Annotated in this window: 21 protein-coding genes, 1 tRNA gene and 3 pseudogenes; 12 read left to right on the top strand and 13 right to left on the bottom strand. The window is 68.0% G+C overall.

Annotation, left to right across the window (positions count from 1 at the left end; genetic code table 11):
- The 5 genes from F1643_RS25165 to F1643_RS20555 all read right to left on the bottom strand — a co-directional run.
- Positions 1 to 1,848 (bottom strand): chemotaxis protein CheA (locus F1643_RS25165; protein ID WP_194915148.1); only part of this gene is annotated, 1,848 nt, incomplete at its 3' end.
- 46 nt (positions 1,849 to 1,894) lie between these two features.
- The gene (locus F1643_RS20570) at positions 1,895 to 2,272 is read right to left on the bottom strand and encodes a response regulator (protein ID WP_194915147.1); all 378 of its coding nucleotides are present in this window, start codon (positions 2,270 to 2,272) and stop codon (positions 1,895 to 1,897) included.
- A complete protein-coding gene (locus tag F1643_RS20565; protein ID WP_194915146.1) occupies positions 2,257 to 2,571 on the bottom strand; it encodes an STAS domain-containing protein in 315 nt (104 codons plus the stop codon). Before F1643_RS20565 ends, F1643_RS20570 begins: the two co-directional genes overlap by 16 nt.
- Positions 2,572 to 2,755: 184 nt before the next feature.
- Positions 2,756 to 3,247 (bottom strand): RNA pyrophosphohydrolase, encoded by a 492-nt coding sequence (locus F1643_RS20560; RefSeq protein ID WP_194915145.1) that lies wholly within the window; start codon positions 3,245 to 3,247, stop codon positions 2,756 to 2,758.
- Positions 3,248 to 3,266: 19 nt separating this feature from the next.
- On the bottom strand, positions 3,267 to 4,010 hold the full coding sequence (locus F1643_RS20555; protein ID WP_194915143.1) for a sulfite exporter TauE/SafE family protein: 744 nt from the start codon (positions 4,008 to 4,010) through the stop codon (positions 3,267 to 3,269).
- A 165-nt stretch (positions 4,011 to 4,175) separates the two neighbouring features.
- Between F1643_RS20555 and F1643_RS20550 the strand changes: the two genes are divergently transcribed.
- From F1643_RS20550 to F1643_RS20515, 9 genes are all read left to right on the top strand, one after another.
- A complete protein-coding gene (locus F1643_RS20550; protein ID WP_194915141.1) occupies positions 4,176 to 5,450 on the top strand; it encodes a glutamate-5-semialdehyde dehydrogenase in 1,275 nt (424 codons plus the stop codon).
- Between the two features lie 143 nt (positions 5,451 to 5,593).
- Entirely contained in the window at positions 5,594 to 6,223 is a 630-nt protein-coding gene (locus tag F1643_RS20545) for a nicotinate-nucleotide adenylyltransferase (protein WP_194915139.1), read from the top strand.
- The gene (gene rsfS / locus F1643_RS20540; protein WP_111066995.1) at positions 6,220 to 6,666 is read left to right on the top strand and encodes a ribosome silencing factor; all 447 of its coding nucleotides are present in this window, start codon (positions 6,220 to 6,222) and stop codon (positions 6,664 to 6,666) included. The genes F1643_RS20545 and rsfS overlap by 4 nt, the downstream gene beginning before the upstream one ends.
- Positions 6,667 to 6,691: 25 nt before the next feature.
- Positions 6,692 to 7,150 carry a 23S rRNA (pseudouridine(1915)-N(3))-methyltransferase RlmH gene (rlmH, locus tag F1643_RS20535; RefSeq protein WP_149222254.1) on the top strand — a complete coding sequence of 153 codons (459 nt, stop codon included), beginning with the start codon at positions 6,692 to 6,694 and terminating at the stop codon, positions 7,148 to 7,150.
- Positions 7,151 to 7,252: 102 nt separating this feature from the next.
- Positions 7,253 to 8,815 (top strand): 2,3-bisphosphoglycerate-independent phosphoglycerate mutase, encoded by a 1,563-nt coding sequence (gene gpmI / locus F1643_RS20530; protein WP_194915138.1) that lies wholly within the window; start codon positions 7,253 to 7,255, stop codon positions 8,813 to 8,815.
- 244 nt (positions 8,816 to 9,059) lie between these two features.
- Positions 9,060 to 10,244: a murein hydrolase activator EnvC gene (locus F1643_RS20525; RefSeq protein WP_255543122.1), complete on the top strand. Its 1,185-nt coding sequence runs from the start codon at positions 9,060 to 9,062 to the stop codon at positions 10,242 to 10,244.
- 2 nt (positions 10,245 to 10,246) lie between these two features.
- Positions 10,247 to 10,453, top strand: a complete 207-nt coding sequence (locus F1643_RS24140) for a peptidoglycan DD-metalloendopeptidase family protein (protein ID WP_370540735.1) — start codon at positions 10,247 to 10,249, stop codon at positions 10,451 to 10,453.
- Positions 10,454 to 11,884: a S41 family peptidase gene (locus F1643_RS20520; RefSeq protein ID WP_255543120.1), complete on the top strand. Its 1,431-nt coding sequence runs from the start codon at positions 10,454 to 10,456 to the stop codon at positions 11,882 to 11,884.
- A gap of 15 nt (positions 11,885 to 11,899) precedes the next feature.
- Positions 11,900 to 13,054 (top strand): divergent polysaccharide deacetylase family protein, encoded by a 1,155-nt coding sequence (locus tag F1643_RS20515; protein WP_194915136.1) that lies wholly within the window; start codon positions 11,900 to 11,902, stop codon positions 13,052 to 13,054.
- Positions 13,055 to 13,154: 100 nt separating this feature from the next.
- Here F1643_RS20515 and F1643_RS20510 read toward each other — a convergent pair whose 3' ends face one another.
- Positions 13,155 to 13,346, bottom strand: a complete 192-nt coding sequence (locus F1643_RS20510; protein ID WP_206692596.1) for a hypothetical protein — start codon at positions 13,344 to 13,346, stop codon at positions 13,155 to 13,157.
- A 58-nt stretch (positions 13,347 to 13,404) separates the two neighbouring features.
- Here F1643_RS20510 and F1643_RS20505 point away from each other — a divergent pair, with 58 nt between their 5' ends.
- The gene (locus F1643_RS20505; RefSeq protein ID WP_194915132.1) at positions 13,405 to 13,755 is read left to right on the top strand and encodes a hypothetical protein; all 351 of its coding nucleotides are present in this window, start codon (positions 13,405 to 13,407) and stop codon (positions 13,753 to 13,755) included.
- Between the two features lie 202 nt (positions 13,756 to 13,957).
- Here F1643_RS20505 and F1643_RS20500 read toward each other — a convergent pair whose 3' ends face one another.
- The 6 genes and pseudogenes from F1643_RS20500 to rplU form a co-directional block, all read right to left on the bottom strand.
- Positions 13,958 to 14,314 carry an HAD-IA family hydrolase gene (locus tag F1643_RS20500; protein ID WP_370540734.1) on the bottom strand — a complete coding sequence of 119 codons (357 nt, stop codon included), beginning with the start codon at positions 14,312 to 14,314 and terminating at the stop codon, positions 13,958 to 13,960.
- A gap of 157 nt (positions 14,315 to 14,471) precedes the next feature.
- Positions 14,472 to 14,552 (bottom strand): annotated as a pseudogene (locus F1643_RS25160) (HAD family phosphatase); the annotation flags it as partial.
- A 68-nt stretch (positions 14,553 to 14,620) separates the two neighbouring features.
- Positions 14,621 to 15,760: pseudogene (proB, locus tag F1643_RS20495) on the bottom strand (glutamate 5-kinase).
- A gap of 264 nt (positions 15,761 to 16,024) precedes the next feature.
- Positions 16,025 to 17,031: pseudogene (gene obgE / locus F1643_RS20490) on the bottom strand (GTPase ObgE); the annotation flags it as partial.
- Positions 17,032 to 17,191: 160 nt separating this feature from the next.
- Positions 17,192 to 17,479, bottom strand: coding sequence for a 50S ribosomal protein L27 (gene rpmA, locus F1643_RS20485; protein WP_063635180.1), 288 nt, complete (start codon positions 17,477 to 17,479; stop codon positions 17,192 to 17,194).
- Positions 17,480 to 17,491: 12 nt separating this feature from the next.
- Positions 17,492 to 17,851: a 50S ribosomal protein L21 gene (gene rplU / locus F1643_RS20480; RefSeq protein WP_194915130.1), complete on the bottom strand. Its 360-nt coding sequence runs from the start codon at positions 17,849 to 17,851 to the stop codon at positions 17,492 to 17,494.
- A gap of 208 nt (positions 17,852 to 18,059) precedes the next feature.
- Here rplU and F1643_RS20475 point away from each other — a divergent pair.
- Positions 18,060 to 18,149 (top strand) — tRNA-Ser (locus tag F1643_RS20475).
- A 179-nt stretch (positions 18,150 to 18,328) separates the two neighbouring features.
- Here the strand turns inward: F1643_RS20475 and F1643_RS20470 are convergent.
- A complete protein-coding gene (locus F1643_RS20470; RefSeq protein WP_194915129.1) occupies positions 18,329 to 21,772 on the bottom strand; it encodes a type ISP restriction/modification enzyme in 3,444 nt (1,147 codons plus the stop codon).
- A gap of 277 nt (positions 21,773 to 22,049) precedes the next feature.
- On the opposite strand from F1643_RS20470, the gene F1643_RS20465 reads away from it, so the two are divergent.
- The coding region (locus tag F1643_RS20465; RefSeq protein WP_194915128.1) for a hypothetical protein at positions 22,050 to 22,606 on the top strand (557 nt) is incomplete at its 3' end.

The raw sequence follows: 22,606 nt of genomic DNA, 5'->3' as shown, positions 1-22,606 counted from the left end.
CGCAGGCTTTTCCACGATGTTGGTCAGCGGCAGGACGAAGCGCTCCTCCCCCACCGAGATCACCATGCCGTCCAGCACCGCCAGCGTCAGCGGCAGCGACAGGACGAAGCGCGAGCCCTCGCCCGGCGTCGAATAGACGCCGATGCGCCCGCCCAGGCTGGAGATGTTCCGCCGCACCACGTCCATGCCGACGCCGCGGCCGGACAGGTTCGACACCTGATCGGCGGTGGAGAAGCCGGGCAGGAAGATCAGGTGGTCGATCTCCTCGTCGGACATGGTGGCTCCGGGCTGGACCAGCCCCTTCTCGATGGCCTTGGACAGCACCTTGGCGCGGTTGATGCCGCGGCCGTCGTCCGTCACCTCGATCACGATGCGGCCGGACCGGTGGGCGGCGGACAGATGCACGGTGCCGGCGCGCGGCTTGCCGATGCGTTCGCGCTCCTCCGGTCCCTCCAGCCCATGGTCGATGGAATTGCGGATCATGTGGGTCAGCGGGTCGACGAGGTTCTCCACAACCGTCTTGTCGACCTCCGTCGTCTCGCCCGACGTGACCAGCATCACTTCCTTGGCAGTCGCGGCGGCGCATTCGCGCACCAGCCGCGGCATGCGGGAGAAGACGCTGGAGACCGGCTGGGCGCGGATGGACATCACGCTCTCGCGCAGCTCGCGGGTGTGCTGGGCGAGGCTCTCCAGCCCTTCCAGCAGTTCCTGGAACTGGCCGGGCGGCAGGTCGCGCAGATGCTCCGCGATCATCGCCTGTGTGATGACCATCTCGCCGACCATGTTCACCAGCCGGTCGATCTTGTCGAGGTCGACGCGGATGGTGTGGGTGGTCGGCCCAGAATGGTCGCCGCTCGTGCCGCCGCCGTTTCCGCGTTTGGCGACGTCGGCGGCCTTCGCGGCGCCGGGGGAGCCGGAGGTGGCGGCCGGCGCCGCTGCGGCCGGCGCGGAGGCGGGTGCCGCCGGTTTCGGCAGGTTGGCGGCCGGCAGAGGCTCGGCCGCCTGGATGACGGCGGGAGGCGGCGCCTCGGCGCCGATGCGGATGTCGCAGTCGTCGGCGACGAACTCGAACACGTCGTCGATCTGGGCGCGGTCCACCTGCGGGTCGGCCAGCAGCGTCACCGTCCAGGACAAATGCAGCAGCTCGGCGTCGAGGTCGCGCAGGGAGGGCAGCTTGTCCAGGTGACAGACCACCTCCGCGTCGCCGAGACGGCGCAGGGCGCGCAGCATGTAGGTCGGCTCGTTGCCGGACAGCAGCAGTTCGGCCTTCGGGCGGAAGACGATGGTCCAGCGGACCTTTCCCTCCGGCACGGGGCCTGAAATCGGAGGGGAGGGCTGGTCGTCGCGTGCGGCCTGGATGGCGGCCAGCGCGTCGCCGAAGATGCCGGCCTCGTCATCCTCGTCGTCGGGATAGAGGGCGGATGCGGAGGCGGGCGCCGCAGGCTCCTCCGCCGGGGCCTCGGCCTTGCGCAGGAAACGGCGCAGCGCCGCGACGGTGTCGTCGGTGGTGCCGGCCGGCGCGTCGGTCTCGTCGGCGGCATGGGCCAGCAGGCGGGCCAGCACGTCGTTGGCGCGGATCAGCGTGTCGACCAGCCCGGTGGTGACGGGGATCTCGGCGTTGCGCACGCCGTCCATCACCGTCTCGAACTCGTGCGCGAAGGCGACGAGGTCGTTGAAACCGAAGGCGCCGCCGCCGCCCTTGATCGAATGGACGGCGCGGAAGATCGCGTTCACCTCGTCCATGTCGATCTCGCCGGGGGCGAGGCGCAGCAGCCCGGCCTCGGCGACGGCCAGGAGTTCGGCGCTTTCGTCGAAGTAGGTCTGCTTGAAGCGGCTGAGATCGTCCACGGCTCTACCCTCCTTACCGTCCGCTGCCCTTACCGTCCGCCGCGGGTCAGCCGCAGACCTTCTGCACCACCGACACCAGCTTGTCGGGGTTGAAGGGCTTCACGATCCAGCCGGTCGCTCCGGCGGCCCGGCCCTCCGACTTCTTGCTCTCGTCCGCTTCGGTGGTCAGCATCAGGATCGGCAGGGTGCGGTGGGCGGGAATGGCGCGCAGCCTGCGGATCAGGGTCAGCCCGTCCATCACCGGCATGTTCAGGTCGGTGATGACCAGATCGACCTTGTTGGTGGCGATGGCGCTCATCGCCTGCTGGCCATCGGCGGCCTCCACCACGTCGTAGCCGGCGCCGCGCAGGGTGAAGGACACCATGTCGCGCATGGTCCGCGAATCATCCACCGTCATCACTTTCTTCTTCACGCTCGGCTCCATTGCTTCAGCCAGGCGGCGAGACCCAGATCCTCGCACGCTTCGGACAGGACCTCGGACGGGGCGGCGAGGACGAAGGCGGCCCCGCGGTCGGCCGCGTCACGGGCGGCGACGACCAGCGCCTGGATGCAGGCGGCGCTGATCCGCTCCACCGCGTCCGCCTGCACCGTGACGTCCGCCGACGCCTTGAAGGCGGCGCGCAGGCTGTCGAGCAGAGGTTGCGCCATGGGCAAATCCAGGTCGCTGGGCAGGCCCAGGCGAATCCGCCCGCCATCCTCCTCCGTCCACTTGATCAGCGACACGCCACCCCTCCGTCCACAGCAGACGCACTCTTGCGCATTCCGGTTGCAGCAGCGACGTTGCCAGAAGGCGTCTCAAGGATTCGTTAAGCGGAAGTGATGGATGGACGGGGCGTCGTTGAGAAGTTGGGGATAACCGCAGTCAAAATTGGGACATGCCGCCGGGATCGGAGCAGGGGTATGTGGGTCAGCCCTTTGCCCGCGCGATCAGCGGGCGGAATTCCGCCAGGACCGATTCGTAGACCGGGCGCTTGAATGCGACGATCAGGCCCGGCAGTTCCTCCGCGTCGATCCATTTCCAGGCATCGAATTCCGGATGGCCGGTGTCGAGCCGGATGTCGGCCTCGTCGCCGGTGAAGCGGGCCAGCATCCACATCTGCTCCTGCCCGCGCCAGCGGCCCTTCCAGACCTTGCCCAGCAGCTCATCGGGCAGGTCGTAGCGGTGGGGGGCGGCGGTCATGGCGATGAACTCCGCCTTCGCGGTGCCGATCTCCTCCTCCAACTCGCGGAAGGCGGCGGTGCGGACGTCCTCGCCGTCGTCGACCCCGCCCTGGGGCATCTGCCAGTCGGCCTCCGACCCGCAGCGTCTGGCGACGAACACCTTGCCGCGGCCGTTCAGCAGCATGATCCCGACGCAGGGGCGGTAGGGCAGGGTGTTGCGGTCGATGGGGGCGGTCATGCCGGGGGCTCCGTTCGGGTCAGGCTTTGGTGACGAAGAAATAGACGGTCATCGCGGCACCCACCAGGATCACGACCTTGCGCAGGAAAGGCGGCGGGATGCGGCGGGCGACCGAGGCGCCGGCATAGCCGCCGGCCATGGCGGCGACCAGCATGATCAGCGCCTCCGTCCAATAGACGGCGCCCCCGGCGACGAAGGCCGCCACCGCCACCGCGTTGAGGCAGCCGGAGACCAGCGACTTCAACCCGTTCATCGCATGCAGGTCGGTCAGGCCGAAGACGCCCAGCGTCGCCAGGATCAGGATGCCGATGCCGCCGCCGAAATAGCCGCCATAGACGGCGATCAGGAACTGCACCGCCAGCACCGTGCCGTGGCCGATGGTGCAGGTGCGGCGGATCCAGGCCGACGCCTTCGGCCCGACGGCGAACAGCAGCGTCGCGAACAGCAGCAGCCAGGGGACGATGGCCTCGAAGGTCCGCTGCGGCGTCCACAGCAGCAGAAGCGCGCCCAGCAGCCCGCCCACAAGGCTGATGCCGAGGAAGGAGGGCAGGTGGATCTCACGGATGCGCCCCAGTTCCCGCCGGTAGCCATAGGCGCTGGCCAGCGCGCCGGGCGACACGGCGACGGTGCTGGTGGCGTTGGCGTTCAGCGGCGGCACGCCGGCCAGGATCAGCGCCGGGAAGGTCAGGAAGCTGCCGCCTCCGGCGACGGCGTTCAGCACGCCCGCGAAAAAGGCGGAGACGATCAGCAGCAGCGTCAGCATGTCACCTTACCCGAAAACCATGATCCGGCAGGACCGGCGCGTTGCGTTTTGCACACGCCCGCCCATACCGCAACGCCGAAGTCCCACAACCGCGCGGCTTTCGCAACCCCGAACAATTCGTTAAGGTCGTCGTCCCTTCAACGGATAGAGTGTCCGGAGACCTCCATGTCCGCCCTGCTCGACACCACCGACGCCCTGCACGACCAGATGATCGCCCTCGGCCGCGCCGCCCGCGCCGCCGCGGCCACGCTGGCGACCGTGCCAGGGCCGTCGAAGGACCGGGCGCTGAGGGCGGCGGCGGCAGCCATCCGCGCCCGCGCGTCCGAGATCAAGGCCGCGAATGCCGAGGACATGGCGAACGCCCGCGACCTGTCCGGCCCCATGCGCGAACGGCTGATGCTGGACGACACGCGCATCGAGGCGATGGCCAAGGGGCTGGAGGACATCGCCGACTTCCCCGACCCCATCGGCGGCGTGCTGGCCGAATGGACCCGGCCCAACGGCCTGCGCATCCAGCGCGTCCGCGTGCCGCTGGGCGTCGTCGGCATCATCTATGAAAGCCGGCCCAACGTGACGGCGGATGCCGGCGGCATCTGCCTGAAGTCGGGCAACGCCGCCATCCTGCGCGGCGGCTCGGAGAGCATCCGCTCGTCCCGCGCCATCGCCGACTGCCTGGTCCAGGGCTTGCGCGAGGCCGGACTGCCGGAGGCGGCGATCCAACTGGTCCCCACCACCGACCGTGCCGCCGTCGGCCACATGCTGACGATGCGCGATTACATCGACGTCATCATCCCGCGCGGCGGCAAGTCGCTGATCCAACGCATCGCCGACGAGAGCCGGGTTCCGGTCATCAAGCATCTGGACGGCAACTGCCACGTCTATGTCGATGCCGCCGCCGACCTGGAGAAGGCGCGCAAGGTGGTGCTGAACGCCAAGATGCGCCGCACCTCCATATGCGGCGCCGCCGAGACCCTGCTGGTCGACCGCGCCATCGCCGACAAGGCTCTGCCGCTTCTGGTGAAGGACCTGCTGGACGCCGGCTGCGCCGTGCGCGGCGATGCGGCGGCCCAGGCCGTCGATCCGCGCGTGACCCCGGTGACGCCGGAGGATTGGGACACCGAGTATCTCGACGCCATCATCGCCTGCGGCGTGGTGGACGGGGTGGATGCGGCCATCGACCACATCAATACCCACAGCTCCCACCACACCGAATCCATCCTGACCGAGGATCCGGCGGCGGCGGAGCGGTTCCTGTCCCGCGTCGACAGCGGCATCGTGCTGTGGAACGCCTCGACCCAGTTCGCCGACGGCGGCGAGTTCGGCATGGGTGCCGAGATCGGCATCTCCACCGACAAGTTCCACGCCCGCGGCCCGGTGGGTGCGGAGCAGCTGACCAGCTACAAGTATGTCGTGCGCGGCGATGGCCAGACGCGGCCGTAAGACCGAAACCCCTCCCACCCGTGCAACCCTCTCCCCCCCCGGGGAGAGGGCAGGGTGAGGGGGTTCCGTCTGCCGGACCATCCTCGAAGCGTGGCCCCCTCACCCAACCCTCTCCCCAGGGGGGAGAGGGTAACCGCTCCGGGGTGAAGTCGGGGACGAACCGCGCCCCCCATCTCTATTCCGGCCCGCTCTATGCCGGGCTCACCGTCGGCATTCTCGGCGGGTCGTTCAATCCGGCCCATGCCGGGCACCGGCACATCAGCCTGTTCGCGCTGAAGGCGCTGGGTCTCGACCGCGTCTGGTGGATGGTCAGTCCGCAGAACCCGCTGAAGTCCACCGCCGGCATGTCCTCTCTGGCCGAAAGGCTGGCGGAGGCGCGGGCGGTGGCCGCCCATCCGCGGATCGAGGTGACGGCGATCGAAACCGCGCTCGGCACCCGCTTCACCGCCGATACGCTGGCCAAGCTTCAGCGCCGCTTCCCGAAAACGCGGTTCGTTTGGTTGATGGGAGCGGACAATCTGCGACAAATTCCGCGCTGGAAGCTTTGGACACGAATCTTCGACTCGGTGGCCGTTGCGGTTTTCGCCCGTCCCACCTATTCTCTTAGTGCGCTGAGCGGCAAGGCCGCCCAGCGTTTCACCCGTCGACGGGTGTCCGTGTCGGGGGTAAAAGGGCTGGCGCGCCGCAGGCGGCCGGCCTGGGCGTTCTTACGCAACCCCTTGCATCCGGCCTCGGCGACGGCGATCCGGCAGGCACGGGCCGCCGGGTCGTGAAACCGTTGCAAGAGGTTGGAGCCATCACCACGCACACCGAAACGGCCGCGACCGCTCCGCGGCCAGCCGCCGTTCCCCAGATCCTGGAACCGCAGGACCTGAAGGCGCTCATTCAGGCGTCGCTCGACGCCGATCAGGCGGATGACGTGACCGTCATCGATCTCGCCGGGAAAACCACCTTCGCCGATTACATGATCGTGGCGTCGGGCCGCAACACGCGGCACATCGCCGCCATGGCGATGAAGCTGGCCGAAAAGCTGAAGCAGGCCGGCGTCCGCGGCGTCGAGATGGAAGGCATGACCCAGTGCGACTGGGTCCTGGTCGATGCCGGCGACGTGATCGTCCACCTGTTCAAGCCGGAAGTCCGGACCTTCTACAACATCGAGAAGATGTGGGGCCTGGACCTGCCGACGCCGTCGGGCACGGCACGGCTGAGCGCCTGACGGACCGGAGGCGGAGGGCCGCACCATGCGTTTGTGGCTCGCCGCCGTCGGGCGGTCGCGGGGCGGACCGACCCGCGACCTGTTCGACGAGTATGTCGGCCGGCTCAGCTGGCCCTTTACCCTGAAGGAGGTCGAGGTGAAGAAGCGCCTCTCCTCCGACGAATTGAAACGGCAGGAGGCGGAGCTGCTGCTCGCCGCCGTGCCGGCCGGCGCCATCGTCGTGGCGCTGGACGAACGCGGCAAGGCGCTGCCCAGCGAAAGCTTCGCCGCCAAGATCGGTGACTGGCGCGACCGTGGCGCCGGCGACCTCGCCTTCCTGATCGGCGGTGCCGACGGCCATGGCGATGCGGTGCGCGCGCGGGCCGACTTCCTGCTCGCCTTCGGGCCGATGACGTGGCCCCACATGCTGGTGCGCGGCATGCTTGCGGAGCAACTCTATCGCGCCCAACAAATTCTTGCCGGTCACCCCTATCACAGATCCTGATACCGGGCGTCGCATCCGGCGCCCGGTGCGAAAGCAGGGAAAGCGCCGGAGCCGAGAAGCACGAAACTCCGAGACCACAACCTTTCGAGAAAGGTAAGCGCGATGACCGAGACCAACCGACCCCGCCCTGTCGTCCTGTGCATTCTGGACGGCTGGGGCTATCGCGAGGAGCGGTCCGACAACGCGATTGCGCTGGGCGAAACCCCGAACTGGGACCGCCTGTGGTCGGCCGAGCCGAAGGCCTTCCTGAACGCCAGCGAGGAAGAGGTCGGCCTGCCGAAGGGGCAGATGGGCAACTCCGAGGTCGGGCACATGAATCTCGGCGCCGGCCGGGTCGTGATGCAGGACCTCGTGATGATCGACCACGCCATCGTCGAGGGCGATCTCGAGCGCAATCAGGCGCTGAACGATCTCGTGAAGACGATGCACCAGACCGGCGGGCGCGTCCACCTGATGGGCCTGCTGTCGCCGGGCGGCGTGCATTCGCACCAGGACCACATCGCGGCGCTGGCCGGCGTGCTGTCGCGCGAGGGCGTGCCGGTGGCCGTCCACGCCTTCACCGACGGCCGCGACGTGCCGCCGCAGAGCGCCAAGGACCAGGTGGCCGAGTTCATGGCCGACGTCTTCGAACTGCCGGGCGTCGAGGTGGCGACCGTCATCGGCCGCTATTACGCCATGGACCGCGACAAGCGCTGGGACCGCGTCGCCAAGGCCTATGCCGCGATGACCAAGGCGGAGGGCGAGCGTGCCGCCGACCCGATCCAGGCGATCGAGCAGAGCTATGCCGCCGACAAGCATGACGAGTTCATCCTGCCGACGGTGATCGGCGACTATGCCGGCATCAAGGACGGCGACGCCATCCTGATGGCGAATTTTCGCGCCGACCGCGCCCGCGAGATCCTGGCCGCCTACGTCGACAAGGATTTCGACGGCTTCCCCGTCGACGGTGCGCCGAAGCTCGCCGCCGCGATCGGCATGGTCGAATATTCGTCGGCGCTGGCGAAGCTGATGACCACCATCTTTCCGCCGAAATCCCTGACCAAGGTGCTGGGTGAAGTGGTCAGCGAGGCCGGAATGACGCAGCTGCGCATCGCCGAGACGGAGAAGTACCCGCACGTCACCTTCTTCTTCAACGGTGGCGAGGAGCGGGTGTATGAGGGCGAGGACCGCATCCTGGTGCCGTCGCCGAAGGTCGCCACCTATGACCTGCAGCCGGAGATGTCGGCCGCCGAAGTGACGGACAAGCTGGTCGGCGCCATCGATTCCGGCAAGTACGACCTGATCGTCGTCAACTTCGCCAACCCCGACATGGTCGGCCACAGCGGCATGCTCGACGCCGCCATCAAGGCGGTGCAGGCGGTCGACGGCAGCCTGGGTCAGGTGGAGGCCGCGGTGCGTCGCGCCGGCGGCACCATGCTGGTCACCGCCGACCATGGCAATTGCGAGCTGATGAAGGACCCGGAGACCGGCGGCCCGCACACCGCCCACACGCTCGACAAGGTTCCGCTGGTGCTGGTCAACGGCCCGGCCGGTGCCCGGATCGAAAGCGGCCGTCTGGCCGACATCGCCCCGACGCTGCTCGACCTGCTGGGCCTGCCCAAGCCGGCCGAGATGACCGGCCGCAACCTGCTGGTCCGCACCGCCGCCCGCGCGGCGGCGGAATAACGGATGGCGGCGCGTGGCTCTTTCACGCCGTATTCCCCCTCTCCCCCCGGGGAGAGGGTCGGGGTGAGGGGGGCGCGTGGCGTGGAGATGCAGAATCTTCAGTACGTAGATCAGCTTTTCAATCTACGCCTCGCACTGCATCCCCCTCACCCAGCCCTCTCCCCGCTTTCAGCGGACCTTTGGTCCGCCTGTCGCGTCAGCGCAAACGGAGTTTGCGCGTGAGCGGGGGGAGAGGGTATCCGGGGTGGGGGAGGGGTTTGTTAAAGGCTTCGTGGTCGTCGCCGGCCTGATCCTCGCCCAGCCGGCGAATGCCCAGACCGATGCCCCCAAGGATACGCTGAAGCGCGTCGAGCAGCAGCTTCAGACCGGCAAGCAGCGCCAGCAGCAGCTGGAACGCCAATCCCAAGCCCTGCAGACGGAACTGGACGACCTGCGCGGCCGGCTGATTGCACTTGCCGACCAGGCACGCGGGCAGGAACAGGCGCTCGACCATCTGGAAGAGACGCTCACCGCCCTTGAGGGGGAAGAGCGCGAGCGGTCCGCCGGGCTGGACGCCGAACGGCAGCAGATCGCCACCCTGCTGGCCGCCCTGCAGCGGTTGGCCCGCATCCCGCCGGAAGCGGCACTGGCCCGGCCGGAAAGTCCGGTCGACACCCTGCGCTCCGCCCTGCTGCTGCGCGACGCCGTGCCGGCTCTGAAGGCGCGGGCCGACGCGCTGTCGCAGGCGCTGACCGCGCTGGCCGACACCCGCGGCAGGCTGGTCGATCAGCGGTCCAAGGCGCTGGCGGCGCGGGTGGCGCTGGCCGAGAAGCAGGGCGAGATGAACCGCCTGATCGCCCGGCGCGAGGAGCTGTCGCGCCAGACCGAGGAGGAGCGCGTCCAGGTCGGACAGCGCATGGCGGAGCTGTCTGGTCAAGCCACCGACCTGCGTCAGCTGATGGAGCGGATCGAGGCCGAGCGCCGCGCCGCCGCCGAGGCCGCCGCCCGCCGCGAGGCCGAACGGCGCGAGGCGGAGCGCCGGGAGGCCGCCAAGCGCGAGGCGGAGAAGCGCGAGGCCGAGCGGCGCCTCGCCGCCCAGAAGGAAGCCGAGCGCAAGGAGGCCGAACGCAAGCTGGCCGAACTGCGCGCCGCCGAGCAGAAGATTGCCGAACAAAAGGCCGCCGAGGAAAAGCGCGCGAAGGACGAAGCCGCGAAGGAAGCGGCACGCGAACGCGAACTGGCCGCAAGGGCGCCGGATGGTCCTCCGGCGGTCGCCGGCATGGTGCTGCCCGCCGCCGGCAAACTGACCACCCGCTTCGGCGAGGCCGACCGCTATGGCGCCACCAGCCGCGGCGTGACGGTCCAGACCCGCGCCGGGGCCGCTGTGGTGGCGCCGCGCGCGGCACGATCGTGTTTGCCGGCCCCTTCAAGGGCTATGGCCTCATCTTGATCGTGGAACACGGCAACGGATATCATAGTTTGATTGCGGGTTTGGGCCGGATCGACACGGCAGTCGGGCGTAAGGTGGCCGGCGGGGAACCGCTGGCGGTCATGCCGCCGGACGGCAATCCGGATCTCTATTTCGAGCTGCGACGAAACGGCCAGCCGATCAACCCGCAACGCGGGTTCGGCGCCCCGGAGGGGAAAGGACAAGGGTAGATGAGGATGATCAAGCGCGCCGCCACGGCGGCTGCTCTGGTGTTTCTGGGCGCCGGCGTCGCCACCGTCACCGCTCAGTCCAGCAATTCGTCGGACACCTACCGGCAGCTGAACCTGTTCGGCGACGTCTTCGAGCGCGTCCGCGCCGAATATGTCGAGCAGGTCACCGACGAACAGCTGATCGAATCGGCGATCAACGGGATGCTGACCTCGCTCGACCCGCATTCGAGCTATCTGAACAAGAAAAGCTTCCAGGACATGCAGGTCCAGACCCGTGGCGAGTTCGGCGGGCTGGGCATCGAGGTGACGATGGAGAACGGCCTGGTGAAGGTCGTGTCGCCCATCGACGACACCCCGGCCTTCCGCGCCGGCCTGCAGCCGGGCGACCTGATCGTCCAGCTGAACGGCGAGGCGGTGATGGGCCTCAGCCTGAACGAGGCGGTGGAGAAGATGCGCGGGCCGGTGGGCAGCGAGCTGAAGGTCACCGTCCGCCGCGGCGAGGCGGGCGAGCCCTTCACCGTGTCGCTGACCCGCGCCGTCATCAAGGTGCAGTCGGTCCGCTACCGCGCCGAAGGCGACATCGGCTACATCCGCGTCACCAGCTTCAACGAGCAGACGCAGAGTGGGCTGGAGAAGGCGATCGCCTCCCTGCAGCAGCAGCTGGGCGACAAGCTGAAGGGCTTCGTGCTCGACCTGCGCAACAATCCGGGCGGCCTGCTCGATCAGGCGGTGTCGGTGTCCGATACCTTCCTGGAGAAGGGCGAGATCGTGTCGACCCGCGGCCGGCGCGCGGAGGAGGGCACCCGCTTCAACGCAAAGGCGGGCGACCTGATCAAGAACCTGCCGATGGTGGTGCTGATCAACGGCGGCTCGGCCTCGGCCTCGGAAATCGTCGCCGGCGCGCTGCAGGACCACAAGCGCGCCATCATCATGGGCACCCAGAGCTTCGGAAAGGGATCGGTGCAGACCATCATCCCGCTGCCCGGCCATGGCGCCATGCGGCTGACCACGGCGCGCTACTACACGCCGGCCGGACGGTCGATCCAGCAGCTGGGCATCACCCCGGACATCGAGGTGCATGTCGCCAAGGTGGAGGATCTGGACAAGAACATCGTCCCGCCGCCGCGAAGCCGATCTGAAGGGTGCGCTGGTCAACCCCGACGCCAGCAAGGCGCCGCGTCCGGCCACCACCAACCCGGCCGCGCCCGGCACTCCGGCGGCTCCCAATCCTGGGGCGCCCGCGCCGGGTCCGGGTGCCGGTGCGGCTCCGGCCGCTCCCGGTGCTGCGCCTGCCGCTCCGCGCCGGGTGCCGCGCCGACCGACGGTGCCGCGGCGGAGGGGGCCGAGCCGCCCTTCGACTTCCAGCTCGCCCGCGCGCTGGATCTGCTGCGCGGCGTCGCCCTGTTCCAGCAGCGCGCCGCGGCGCGCTGACCGGGGCTGACGACGGTGAAGGCTCCCGCTCTGCTCGGTCGTCTGCGGTTCGATGTCCGGGGCCTGCGCCCCGGACTCGGCTGGCTGCGCCGCATCCGTGGCGGGGCGGGGCCTCGCAAGCCGTTGTCCAGGCCGCTTCTGGGTGCCGTCGCCCTGGTGGCCGTCGCCTATGCCGGGCTGGGCGGATGGCTCGCGTTGAACGCCGACGCGACGCGGGAGGCGTGGCAGGCGTCCATACCCTCGACCACGGTGGCGGTCGCTCCACTGCCGCCGCCGCCGAAGCCGGAGCCGAAGGTCGCCGCACCGGCGGCACCGCTGCCGACCGATGCCGCTCCGCTGCCCCTGCCGGGCGCCCCCGCGGCGGCGGTGACGCTGGTCCCGGCACCGGTGCCGGGGCTGGTGGAGGACAGCCGCAGCGGCCCGCTGCCGCGCATCGCCCAGGACGGGCGCAAGCCCTGGCAGGTCTACGCCCGGCCATTCCCCGCGACCGACAAGCGTCCGCGCGTCGCCATCGTCATGTCGGACCTGGGCCTCAGCGGCGTCACCACCGGCAATGCGCTGGCGAAGCTGCCGCCCGGCATCACGCTGGCCTTCCTGCCCTATGCCGAGCGGCTCGACGACTGGGTCGAGCGCGCCCGCACCAAGGGGCACGAGGTGATGCTGTCGGTGCCGATGGAGCCGCTGAACTACCCGCGCGACGATCCCGGTCCCAACGCGCTGCTGACCATGCTCGGCCCCGACCGCAATGTGGAGCGGCTGGAATGGTCGCTGGGCAAGGCGGTGGGCTATGTCGGCATCACCAGCACCACCGGCAGCAAATTCACCGCCAACCCGGCGGCGATGCAGCCGGTGATCGATGCGCTGAAGGCCCGCGGCCTGCTACTGGTCGATGCCCGTGCCAACCCGAAGAGCGTCGCCGGGCCGCTCGCCAATCTGGCCGGCGTGCCGCGGGCGTTGGGCGACCGCATCATCGACCGCGACCTGTCGCGCGGCGCCATCGACGACCAGCTGCGCGAACTGGAGGAGCTTGCCAAGACCAACGGTGCCGCCGTCGGCTTCGCATCCCCCTATCCGACCACGATCGAGCGCCTCAATCTGTGGCTGACATCGGTGGCCGACCGCGGGATCGCGCTGGCCCCCGTGTCGGCGGTGGTCAACATCCAGAAATAGCGTTCCCGCTCATTCCGCCCGATGCGACAACGCGCATCGGGCGGTTGCGCGTGTGTGCCTTGCGTCACTGCGCCCGTTGCGAGAATATCTTCGCCGGATTTCAAATTGGCGGAGAGGGCGGATGTACCATCCGGAAGCGCTGGAGCCCATCGTCGCGTTCCTGCGCGGCATCGGCATACAGGTGGAGTATGGCGAGGGCGCCCTTGGCGGCTTTCTGCCCGGCGTGAACATCCATGCCGGTGTGATCCATGCCGATCCCGAAACCCTGCTGGGGCCGGGCGACCTGCTGCATGAGGCGGGGCACATGATCGTTTCTGCCGCGCCGGTATTGGCCGCTGCTGGGTCGCGACTTGCAGGCCGACATCGACGGCATCCTCGCCGACCAGACCGCGCGGGACGGAACGCCCGATCCGGTCCTGACCTTGGCCGCCCGGCAGGGCGAGTTCATGTCCCAGGCCTGGTCCTACGCCGTCGTCCATCATCTGGGCTTGCCGCAGGAATGCCTGTTCTTCCCCGGATCCTACAAATACACCGACTATCAGGGCGCCCACCCGATGCTGGCCTGGATCGAGCAGGGGACCCATTTCGGCCTGATCAATCTGGCGCAGTCCGGCTTCACCGGCTATGCGGGGATGTTCGCCTATATGGGCAACAACGGATTGGCGCCGTTTCCGCAGATGGCAAAGTGGACGTTGGATTGAGGGCTTTTCTTGCGAAGTCAGCCCCCTCCCTAACCCTCCCCCGCTGGGCGGGGGAGGGGATGAGTGCTGATGCGGGAGAGTGGCGGCAGTCCCTTCCCCGCATCAGCTCTCGCACAAAGCCATGCTTTGTGCTGACGCGACAGGCGGACCGAAGGTCCGCTGAGAGCGGGGGAGGATAGGTGGGGGCACGCCGCAGCAACCCTCACCCGCAAAGCGCATCCCAATCCAGCGCCGCCGGATCCTCCACCAGATGGTCGACGGTGTCGAACACCACGGCGGGGTGCTGGGGCCAGGCGATGGTCAGCATGCCGGCGGCCTTGGCGCTGCGGGCGCCGGTGGGGCTGTCCTCGATCACCGCGCAGGCTTCCGGGGGCAGGCCCAGCATCTTCGCGCCAGCAGGTAGGGCTCCGGATGGGGCTTGCCGTTGGCGACGTCCCTCGCGGGCGATGCTGAAGCGGAAATGCGGGATCGACATGGCGCGCATGTTGGCGTCGACGATCATGCGCCCGCCGTTCGACACGCAGGCCTGCGCCAGCCCGCGGGCGGCGAAGGCCTCCACCAGGGCGAAAGCGCCCTCGCGCGGGCGGACCCGATGGACGCTGGCGACATACTGGGGCGTTGATCTCGTCCGCCCAGGCGTGCAGGTCGATTGGGAAGGGGCGGCGGGCGTGCAGGGCGGCGTAGATCTCGCGGAAAGCCACGCCGTGCATCGACCGGCAGTCCTCGTCGCTCAGCTCATGACCGTAGCCGCGGCAGACCTCGACGGTGATCTGCTGGTGCCACGGCTCGCTGTCCATCAGCGTGCCGTCGATGTCCCACAGGACGGCGCGGATCGGGCCGCGGATCGGGTGGCTGATCATGCCGGTCACCGCACCACCAGATCGTCGCGGTGGATCATCTCGTCGCGCCCCTGATAGCCCAGGATCTCCGGGATCTCGGTGCTCTTGTGGCGCAGGATCTTGCGGGCATCGTCGGCGCTGTAGGCGACCAGGCCGCGGGCGACTCGCGTCCCTCCTGGGTGCGGACGATCACCACGTCGCCGCGGTCGAACTCGCCCTGCACGGCGGTGACGCCGGCCGGCAGCAGGCTGGCGCCGTGCGACAGCGCGCGCATGGCGCCGTCATCGACCACCAGCACGCCGGTGGCGTTCACATGGCCGGCGATCCAGGCCTTGCGCGCGCTGGTGGGCTCGGCCGAGGGCAGGAACCAGGTGCACAGCGCGCCGCCATCCTCCGGCCGCTGCTCCAGCGCGGCCAGCGGGTTCATGCGCTTGCCCTTGGCGATGACCATGCGGCAGCCGGCCGACAGGGCGACGCGCGCCGCGGCGATCTTGGTCACCATGCCGCCGCTGCTGTAGCCGGGGGGCGGCTCGCCGGCCATGCCCTCGATCTCCGGCGTCAGTTCGCGCACGGTGGGGATGTGGCGGGCGTCCGGGTCCTTGCGTGGATCGGCGGTGTAGAGGCCGTCGATGTCCGACAGCAGCACCAGCGTGTCGGCGCTGACCATCTGCGCGACGCGGGCGGCCAGCCGGTCGTTGTCGCCGAAGCGGATTTCGGCGGTGGCGACCGTGTCGTTCTCGTTGATGACGGGAACGGCGCCCAGCTTCAGCAGGGTGTCGATGGTGTTGCGGGCGTTCAGGTGGCGCCGACGCTCCTCCGTGTCCTCCAGCGTCACCAGGACCTGGGCGACGGTGACGTCGTGGCGGGCCAGCGTTTCCTGATAGGCGTGGGCAAGGCGGATCTGGCCGGTGGCGGCGGCGGCCTGCTTCTCTTCCAGCTTCAGCGCCCGGCCGACGAGGCCCAGATGCTCCCGCCCGCAGGCGACGGCGCCGGAGGTGACGATCACCACCTCCTGCCCGCGCTTGCGGCAGGCGGCGACGTCGTCGGCCAGGGCGTCGAGCCAGTCCCGGCGGATTTGCCGGGTTTCCCCCGTCGACCAGAAGGGCCGAGCCGATCTTTACGACCAGCCGGCGGGATTCGAGAAGGGTAGGGGCGTCAAGCGCCATGGCGGGAGGTTCCGTCCGTATCGTCGTCCGAGCCGTCCTCTTCGCCCTCCGGCTCCTCTCGTCAAGGGCTTCGTCCGAGTCGCCGTCCTCCAGCTCCTCACCCTCTTCGAGGCCGCCCTCTTCGAGGTCTTCCTCCTCGAAGTCCTCGTCCTCGCCGCCGACCCATTCGCCGGTTTCGTCGTCCCACTGCATCTCGCCGTCGTCGGGCAGCTTCTGGCCGACCGGCGGGCGCGGGATGGACCGGGTCGCGGGGGCGTGGATGACCTCGGGCTCTTCCGCCTTGGATTCCTTGATGACCGTCAGCAGCCGGTACAGCACCTGCTTCACGCCGTCGCCGGTGGCACCGGACAGCACCATCACCTCGGCGCCCGAGGCTTCCTCCAGCGCCTTCTTCTTCTCCTCGACCTCCTCGTCCAGCAGGGGCGTCGGACTTGTTCAGCCCGATCACCTCCGGCTTGACGGCGAGGTTGCCGCCATAGGCCTCCAGCTCGTTCCGGATCGTGCGGTAGGAGGCGACGACGTCGTCGGCCGTGCCGTCGATCAGGTGAAGCAGGATGCGCGAGCGTTCGACATGGCCGAGGAAACGGTCGCCCAGCCCATGGCCCTCATGCGCGCCCTCGATCAGGCCGGGGATGTCGGCGATGACGAACTCTTCGTCACCGGCGCGGACGACGCCCAGGTTCGGAGCCAGCGTGGTGAAGGGATAATCGGCGATCTTCGGCTTGGCCGCGGTGGTCGCCGCCAGGAAGGTCGACTTGCCGGCATTGGGCAGGCCAAGCAGGCCGGCATCGGGCGATCAGCTTCAGCCGCAGCCAGACCCACTGTTCCTGCCCCGGCCAGCCGGGATGGAACTTGCGCGGCGCCCGGTTGGTCGGCGTCTTGAAGTGGGCGTTGCCGTGCCCGCCGTCGCCGCCGCGCAGGAAGACGCGGCGCTGGCCGGCCTCGGTCAGGTCGCACAGCACGGTTTCCTGGTTCTCGTCCAGGATCTGGGTTCCGACCGGAACGCGCAGGACGACATCCTCGCCGCGCGCACCGTTGCGGTTGCTGCCCATGCCGTGATGGCCGCGCTGCGCCTTGAAGTGCTGCTTGTAGCGGTAGTCGATCAGCGTGTTGAGGCCGTCCGCCGCCTCGATGATCACGTCCCCGCCCCGGCCGCCGTCGCCGCCATCGGGACCGCCGAACTCGATGAACTTCTCGCGCCGGAACGCCACGGCACCGGGACCGCCGTCACCGCTCTTCAGGAAGACCTTGGCTTGATCGAGAAACTTCATCGGGGGACCTGCCCGTAAACGGAAGGGAAACCGGCGGCGGGACGGCACCGGACTGAAAACGAAAATCGGGGAGCCGGTCGCCCGGTCCCCCGATCTTATCCACAAGCGTGCAGGCCTGCGACACAGGCCGCGCAACGACCTTAGAGGTTACTCGGCCCGATCACTCGGCGGCGACGGCCGGAACTTCCTGGTCGTTGGCCGGAACGACGTTCACGAAAGTGCGGCCGTTCGAGCTGTGCTTGAAGTAAACCTGGCCATTGGCCATCGCGAACAGGGTGTGGTCGCGGCCGATGCCGACATTCTCGCCCGGGTGGAACTTCGTGCCACGCTGACGGACGATGATGTTGCCGGAGACGACGTTCTCGCCACCGAAACGCTTCACGCCGAGACGGCGACCGGCGGAGTCACGGCCGTTGCGGGACGAGCCGCCTGCCTTTTTGTGTGCCATGGGGTGTTGCTCCTAAACTGAAGATGCGCCTGGAAGCCCGACCGGAGAACCCGGATCAGGCCGCGCCGTTGATGCGGTGATGCGCAGGACGGTCAGATCCTGGCGGTGGCCGTTCTTGCGGCGGTAGTTCTGGCGGCGCTTCTTCTTGAAGACGATGATCTTCGGGCCGCGGTCCTGGGCGACGACCTCGGCGACGACCGAGGCGCCGGCCACGGTCGGGGTGCCGATGGTGGTGTTGCCTGCGTCGCCGACCATCAGCACGTCATCGAGCGTGATGGAGGCGCCAGCATCGGCCTCGAGCTTTTCAACACGGATCACGTCGCCATTGGCGACCTTGTACTGCTTGCCGCCGGTGCGGATCACTGCAAACATTGTCGTCACTGCCTATGTCAAAACAAACGGCGGGCTTCTCGCCCACCGTTCGATGCGCAAGCCCGTTCATGGGAGCGACGATCTATACTCAGGAGGGGCTCGGAGTCAACAGGGATGCGGCCCAAAAGCTTCGCATTTTTCTGCAAAAAAGGCTTGCACGGCCGCAGGCGTTTATATAGGTTCCGCCCACCCCGCCAAACGGGGCAGCGGATGGGTGGCAGAGCGGTTGAATGCACCGCACTCGAAATGCGGCATACCTTCACGGGTATCGGGAGTTCGAATCTCCCCCCATCCGCCATTCTCTTCCACACGGTTGGAAGAGTAAGCGAATTCCCAGGAAAATCCAGCAGTGATCCGGTCCGGTCGGGGCAGAAATGCCTTGAAGCCGGACTTTTCGCATGCCGTGGCGCACCGCTCCTTTCGGTGCGCTACGGGAGGAAAGCCGGGTGGGGCGGCGGTTGGCCGCCCCGGATCGTCTCAAAGCGCCTTCCCCCAGGCGAAAGCATCGGCGGCGATCCTGCGGTAACTGGCGTCGAGCGCCGGCTCCAGCATCACGATGGCGGTCAGGCGGCGGATCATGCCGGTGACATATTCGACCTCGTCCATCGTCAGAGTGCGGCCGAGAACGGAGCGCTCCCGGTAGGACAGCCACTTCTTGACCACCTGATAGCCGCCGATGCGGTATTCCCACACGGCGGTCGGGACATCCGCCCAATAGGCGGCGTCGTTCAGATACACATCGACCGGCGGACCGAGCCGGTCCAGCAGGGTGGCGGGCAGGGCCGCGTTCGCCAGCGCCTTGCGGATCGCCGAGTCGACAGTGGGTTCGTAAGCGGTCCGGACGGTCAGCCTGCCGCGGCCCGGCATGACGCCGTTGGTGTCGGACCGTCCCCAGCCGGCGGTCACGGCGAGATCGGCCTCCCGCAACACACCGCCGCCGGCCCGGCTGACCACGCCGAAGGGCGTGTAGAGCGGGTCGAGGGGGAAGCCGTCCACACCGTCCACCGCCGTTTCGGTGTCGAGCAGGCTCGCCAGCCGCGCCCCCAGCGCTGCCGACGCCTCCAGCGCCGCCTTGTCGGCGGGCAGGGGCACGCGCGGCCAGTCGCGACGCACCGCCTCGCCATGGTCGGACAGGTAGGCGGGCGAGAAGGTCACGGCCAGCGCATGGTGCCAGAGCAAGGAACCGGCTGCCTCATCCTTGTCCGGGTCCGCCGTGCCAAGTCCGGCCAGATAGGCGCGGGCGCGGGGGGACAGGTTGGCTGTTGAGCTGCTGCCTGATTGAGAAGATGAAAATAGATTTAGTTCCTTTTCATCATGACTTCCTGCATAAATACGGTTTGGTATTGCTTTTGAATTCGGATCAAGCAGATGGTAGTTTGGGAGAACGCTTGTCGTGGTCGCGGGAATATTCTCATCTGGCTTGCGTCCGGCAATTCGTGTGACAATGGAAAAATTGCGCTCTCTAAGGTGCATAGTGAGCGCGGGTCGCGATCTATTCCATAATCCAGCGATATCTGTAACGTAAGCCCAGCGATTATCAAACGGGAACATGGATATTCTTTTTATTCTGTCAGATTGGTAAGTTTCTTTTTCTAGAGCCAGCTCCCTTGATCTCTTCGCATTGAACGCTCCTGCATTTTCTACGGGACCAAAATTGTTGGATCTGACTGTTTCCCAGGACAGGCTTTTATCAAAATATTTCTTGATCCGATCAGCAAGTTTAGCTTGATCAATATCAATGAGTGCCCATTGCCTCATCTCAAGCAGTCCACTGATCGGTTCGATCATGCATAGTTCATTTAAACGCGGCCACTGGTCGTAATCGCCGAAGGCGGCGGCGGGACGGAAGGAGAAGCGGTTGCTCGCATCCGGTGTCGCGATGCCGTAAGCCGCGTCGAAGGACTCGGCGGTCAGGCTGGCGGCCAGTTCCTCCCGTTTCGCGGTTCCCCAGAAATCGCGGTAGCGGACGGCGGGCGGCTCGTGCCGCGCGGTGCGGACGAACAGGCCGACCGCCGTGCCGGCGCGGATGCCTTCGCGGTTGAAGTCGGTCGAGAAGATCGACGGATCCGGCTTGCCGTCCGGCGTCAGCTTTCCGGTTTCGCGGCTGTCGCCGTTCAGCCCGTCGATCCAGATGCGGTCGAAGCCGGTCAGCAGCCGCTTGCGGGCGACGACATAGGAGGGATCGCCGATATAGGAATGGTTGGTGATGTAGCAGACGACGCCCCGGTCGGCCCGCTCGCCGATCTGGCGTTCGGCGATCCGCAGGAACCGGACATACAGGTCGTCGAGATTGAATTTGCGGATGCCCCAGACCTTCGCCAGCCCCTCCTTGTAGGGGGCGACCAGCCCGTCTTCGCCCGGCGGGCTGATGCCGGCATAGGCGTTGTAGGGCGGGTTGCCGAGAATGACGAGGATCGGCACCTTCCGCTTCACATGGTCGGCGGCGTCGCGCTCCGCCTCCAGTTCGGGGAACAGCAGGCGGGTCTTCGGCTCGGCCGGCGGCTCCCAGCCGGTCAGGGCGTTGGTGAGGTAGACGGCGGCACGTTCCCCTGACTCCCCGTCCAGCGGCACGCCCAGCGCGGCCAGGAAGAATCCGATCTGCCAATGGGCGATGACGAAGGGGGCCGGCATGATCTCGAAGCCGAACACACGTTTGGTCGCCGCCTCCTTCAGCCGCAGGGCCATCAGTGCCCCGGACCCGGCGAGATTCGCCCTGATCCTGTCGAGGACCGCGATCACGAAGGAGCCGGTGCCGCAGCACGGGTCCAGCACATAGACGTCGGGGTCCGCCAGCCCGGCCTTGATGCCGAGCTCGCTGCGCAACACCCGGTCCACCCGCTCGACCATATAGGTGACGACTTCCGGCGGCGTGTACCAGACGCCGAGATCCTTACGCAGATCCGGGTCGAAGGCTGCCAGGAACGGCTCGTAGAAATACTGGACGGCGTGTCCGGCATCGAAAGCGGAGAAGAAGGCCGGGCGGTCCACCCGGTTCAGCGCGTCCCCCGTCCAGTTCAGCACCTCCGTCAGCCCAAGCGGTCCCAGGCGGGTCGGTTGCGCCACCTGGTCGTAAAGGTTCCGCACCATCGGAACATGCAGCGACCAGCCGGCACTTTTCCAGTCGAACACCGCCTTGCTTCCCGGCGGCTGCTGGCGCGACCACATCACCCAGGCGGAGAACACGCCGTAGAACAGGGTCTGCACCAGGGTCGAGCGGAAGAAATGGGCACCCTTCGGACCCTCGAACTTCATCCCCAGCGCCTGTTCCAGCGCGGTCTGCAGGGTGGCCAGGGCGGGCAGGTCCGCCGCCTCCACCCGTGCCAGCGCTTCGCGCGCGTAGGACGCCAGAAGCCATGCCAGATCGCGGGCGGTGGTGATCGGCGCCTTGAGCAGCAGCGCCCGGCGCAGGAACTCGACCAAGCGCGTCCGCTGTTCCGCGGTGACCGTTCGGGGCTTGCGCGTCGCTTCCCAGAAGGCGACGTCGGTGTCGTACAGCGAAAAGCTTTCCAGCTTCGCCGGCTGTCCGTGGTCATCGGTGCCCAGGATGACGAACTGACGGTAGTTGGTGACCAGGACGAGGCCGTAGCGCTTCCAGTATTTCGACACCTGATCGCCGTTGGCGGTCTGCCAACTGTCGTCGCTGGCCGCCTTCACCTCGATGACCCCGCGTTCCGGCGTCTCGCCCTGGCCCTTCTTCGGTTCTCCCTTGGCGCACTGGTCCTGCGTGTACAGGCCGAAATCGGGATGCCCCGCGCCCTGGTTGCGGATCTGGCCGTTGCACATGACCTTGGGCTTCAGGGTCCGGCCGATTTCGTTGAGAAGGGTTTCGAGGGCACCATAATAGGAGGTCTCGCCCGTTGCCGCGCCGGTTCCGCGGATCTCCGCCATCCGGCGCAGATAGGTCTCGACGGCATTGTCCATTGCGTTTCCCCGCTTGGTACTTCTTCGGTCCGGCACGTCCATCGACGTGCGATGTCCAGGGCGTTCCGCCCGCAGGGGGAGAAAATCCCCGATTGCCACCGGGAAAGCCAGCCGAAAGAACGGCATTCCGGAGCGGCGGCCGACCCCTTCCTCCTCCTCCCGCGTTCCGGCTTCGTCCGGTCGAGCTTCCCCTTTTTCGCCGCGCGATAGCGATGGCCGTTCTCCCGGCTGGTTTGTTGGTTATCTCATCGACCGCGACCGGAAGGGTGCCGCCGCCATGAACACGCTCAGCCGCCATGATGGGTGCCTGCGCTTCTCCTATGTGGCCGAGGGCGGTCTGCGGGTGGAGGGCATGCATGATCCGGTTGAGCAGGCGCTGATCCTGACGGTGAAGGCTCCGCAGGGGCGGGTGATCCATATGGATGCGATCCCCTGCGACGACCCCCGCGTCATCCTGGCGGCGCTCCGCGAGTGGGGCGAGCCGCCGGAAGAGGTGCGCGACGCGCTGCCCGCGATGGGCGGCAACAGCATTCTGCTGGAGACGCGGCTCGGCGACTCGGTGCGGGCCTCGGTCCGGCGCCATGGCATGAAGGTGGAGGTCGTCTTCATCGATGCCGAAGGCCGGCGGGTGGCGGAGTTGCGGGCCGGCAGCCTCGAAGCGCTGGACGCCAAGGCGGGGCCGTTGCTGCGCCTGTCGCAGCGGACGCGCGCGGTGCTCGGCGCTTGGCTGTCGGCCGAACCGCTGTGGCTGGCGGCATTCCTGTTGGGCGGTCCGTTCCTGGGGGCTCTGCTGATCGTCTTCGGGGCGCAGGTGTCGCCGGAGCAGGTGCTGTC

It is taken from the genome of Azospirillum sp. INR13, from assembly GCF_015390205.1.
GTDB lineage: Bacteria > Pseudomonadota > Alphaproteobacteria > Azospirillales > Azospirillaceae > Azospirillum.
This window is presented reverse-complemented; position numbering and strand designations above follow the sequence as displayed.

What these genes read in the sequence shown, in the direction of transcription:
- F1643_RS20570 (WP_194915147.1), bottom strand. Translation starts at nt 2,272, where the DNA reads ATGGAGCCGAGCGTGAAGAAGAAAGTGATGACGGTGGATGATTCGCGG.
- F1643_RS20560 (WP_194915145.1), bottom strand. Translation starts at nt 3,247, where the DNA reads ATGACCGCCCCCATCGACCGCAACACCCTGCCCTACCGCCCCTGCGTC.
- F1643_RS20555 (WP_194915143.1), bottom strand. Translation starts at nt 4,010, where the DNA reads ATGCTGACGCTGCTGCTGATCGTCTCCGCCTTTTTCGCGGGCGTGCTG.
- F1643_RS20550 (WP_194915141.1), top strand. Translation starts at nt 4,176, where the DNA reads ATGTCCGCCCTGCTCGACACCACCGACGCCCTGCACGACCAGATGATC.
- rlmH (WP_149222254.1), top strand. Translation starts at nt 6,692, where the DNA reads ATGCGTTTGTGGCTCGCCGCCGTCGGGCGGTCGCGGGGCGGACCGACC.
- gpmI (WP_194915138.1), top strand. Translation starts at nt 7,253, where the DNA reads ATGACCGAGACCAACCGACCCCGCCCTGTCGTCCTGTGCATTCTGGAC.
- F1643_RS20520 (WP_255543120.1), top strand. Translation starts at nt 10,454, where the DNA reads ATGAGGATGATCAAGCGCGCCGCCACGGCGGCTGCTCTGGTGTTTCTG.
- F1643_RS20510 (WP_206692596.1), bottom strand. Translation starts at nt 13,346, where the DNA reads ATGCAGCAGGTCGCCCGGCCCCAGCAGGGTTTCGGGATCGGCATGGAT.
- rpmA (WP_063635180.1), bottom strand. Translation starts at nt 17,479, where the DNA reads ATGGCACACAAAAAGGCAGGCGGCTCGTCCCGCAACGGCCGTGACTCC.
- rplU (WP_194915130.1), bottom strand. Translation starts at nt 17,851, where the DNA reads ATGTTTGCAGTGATCCGCACCGGCGGCAAGCAGTACAAGGTCGCCAAT.
- F1643_RS20470 (WP_194915129.1), bottom strand. Translation starts at nt 21,772, where the DNA reads ATGGACAATGCCGTCGAGACCTATCTGCGCCGGATGGCGGAGATCCGC.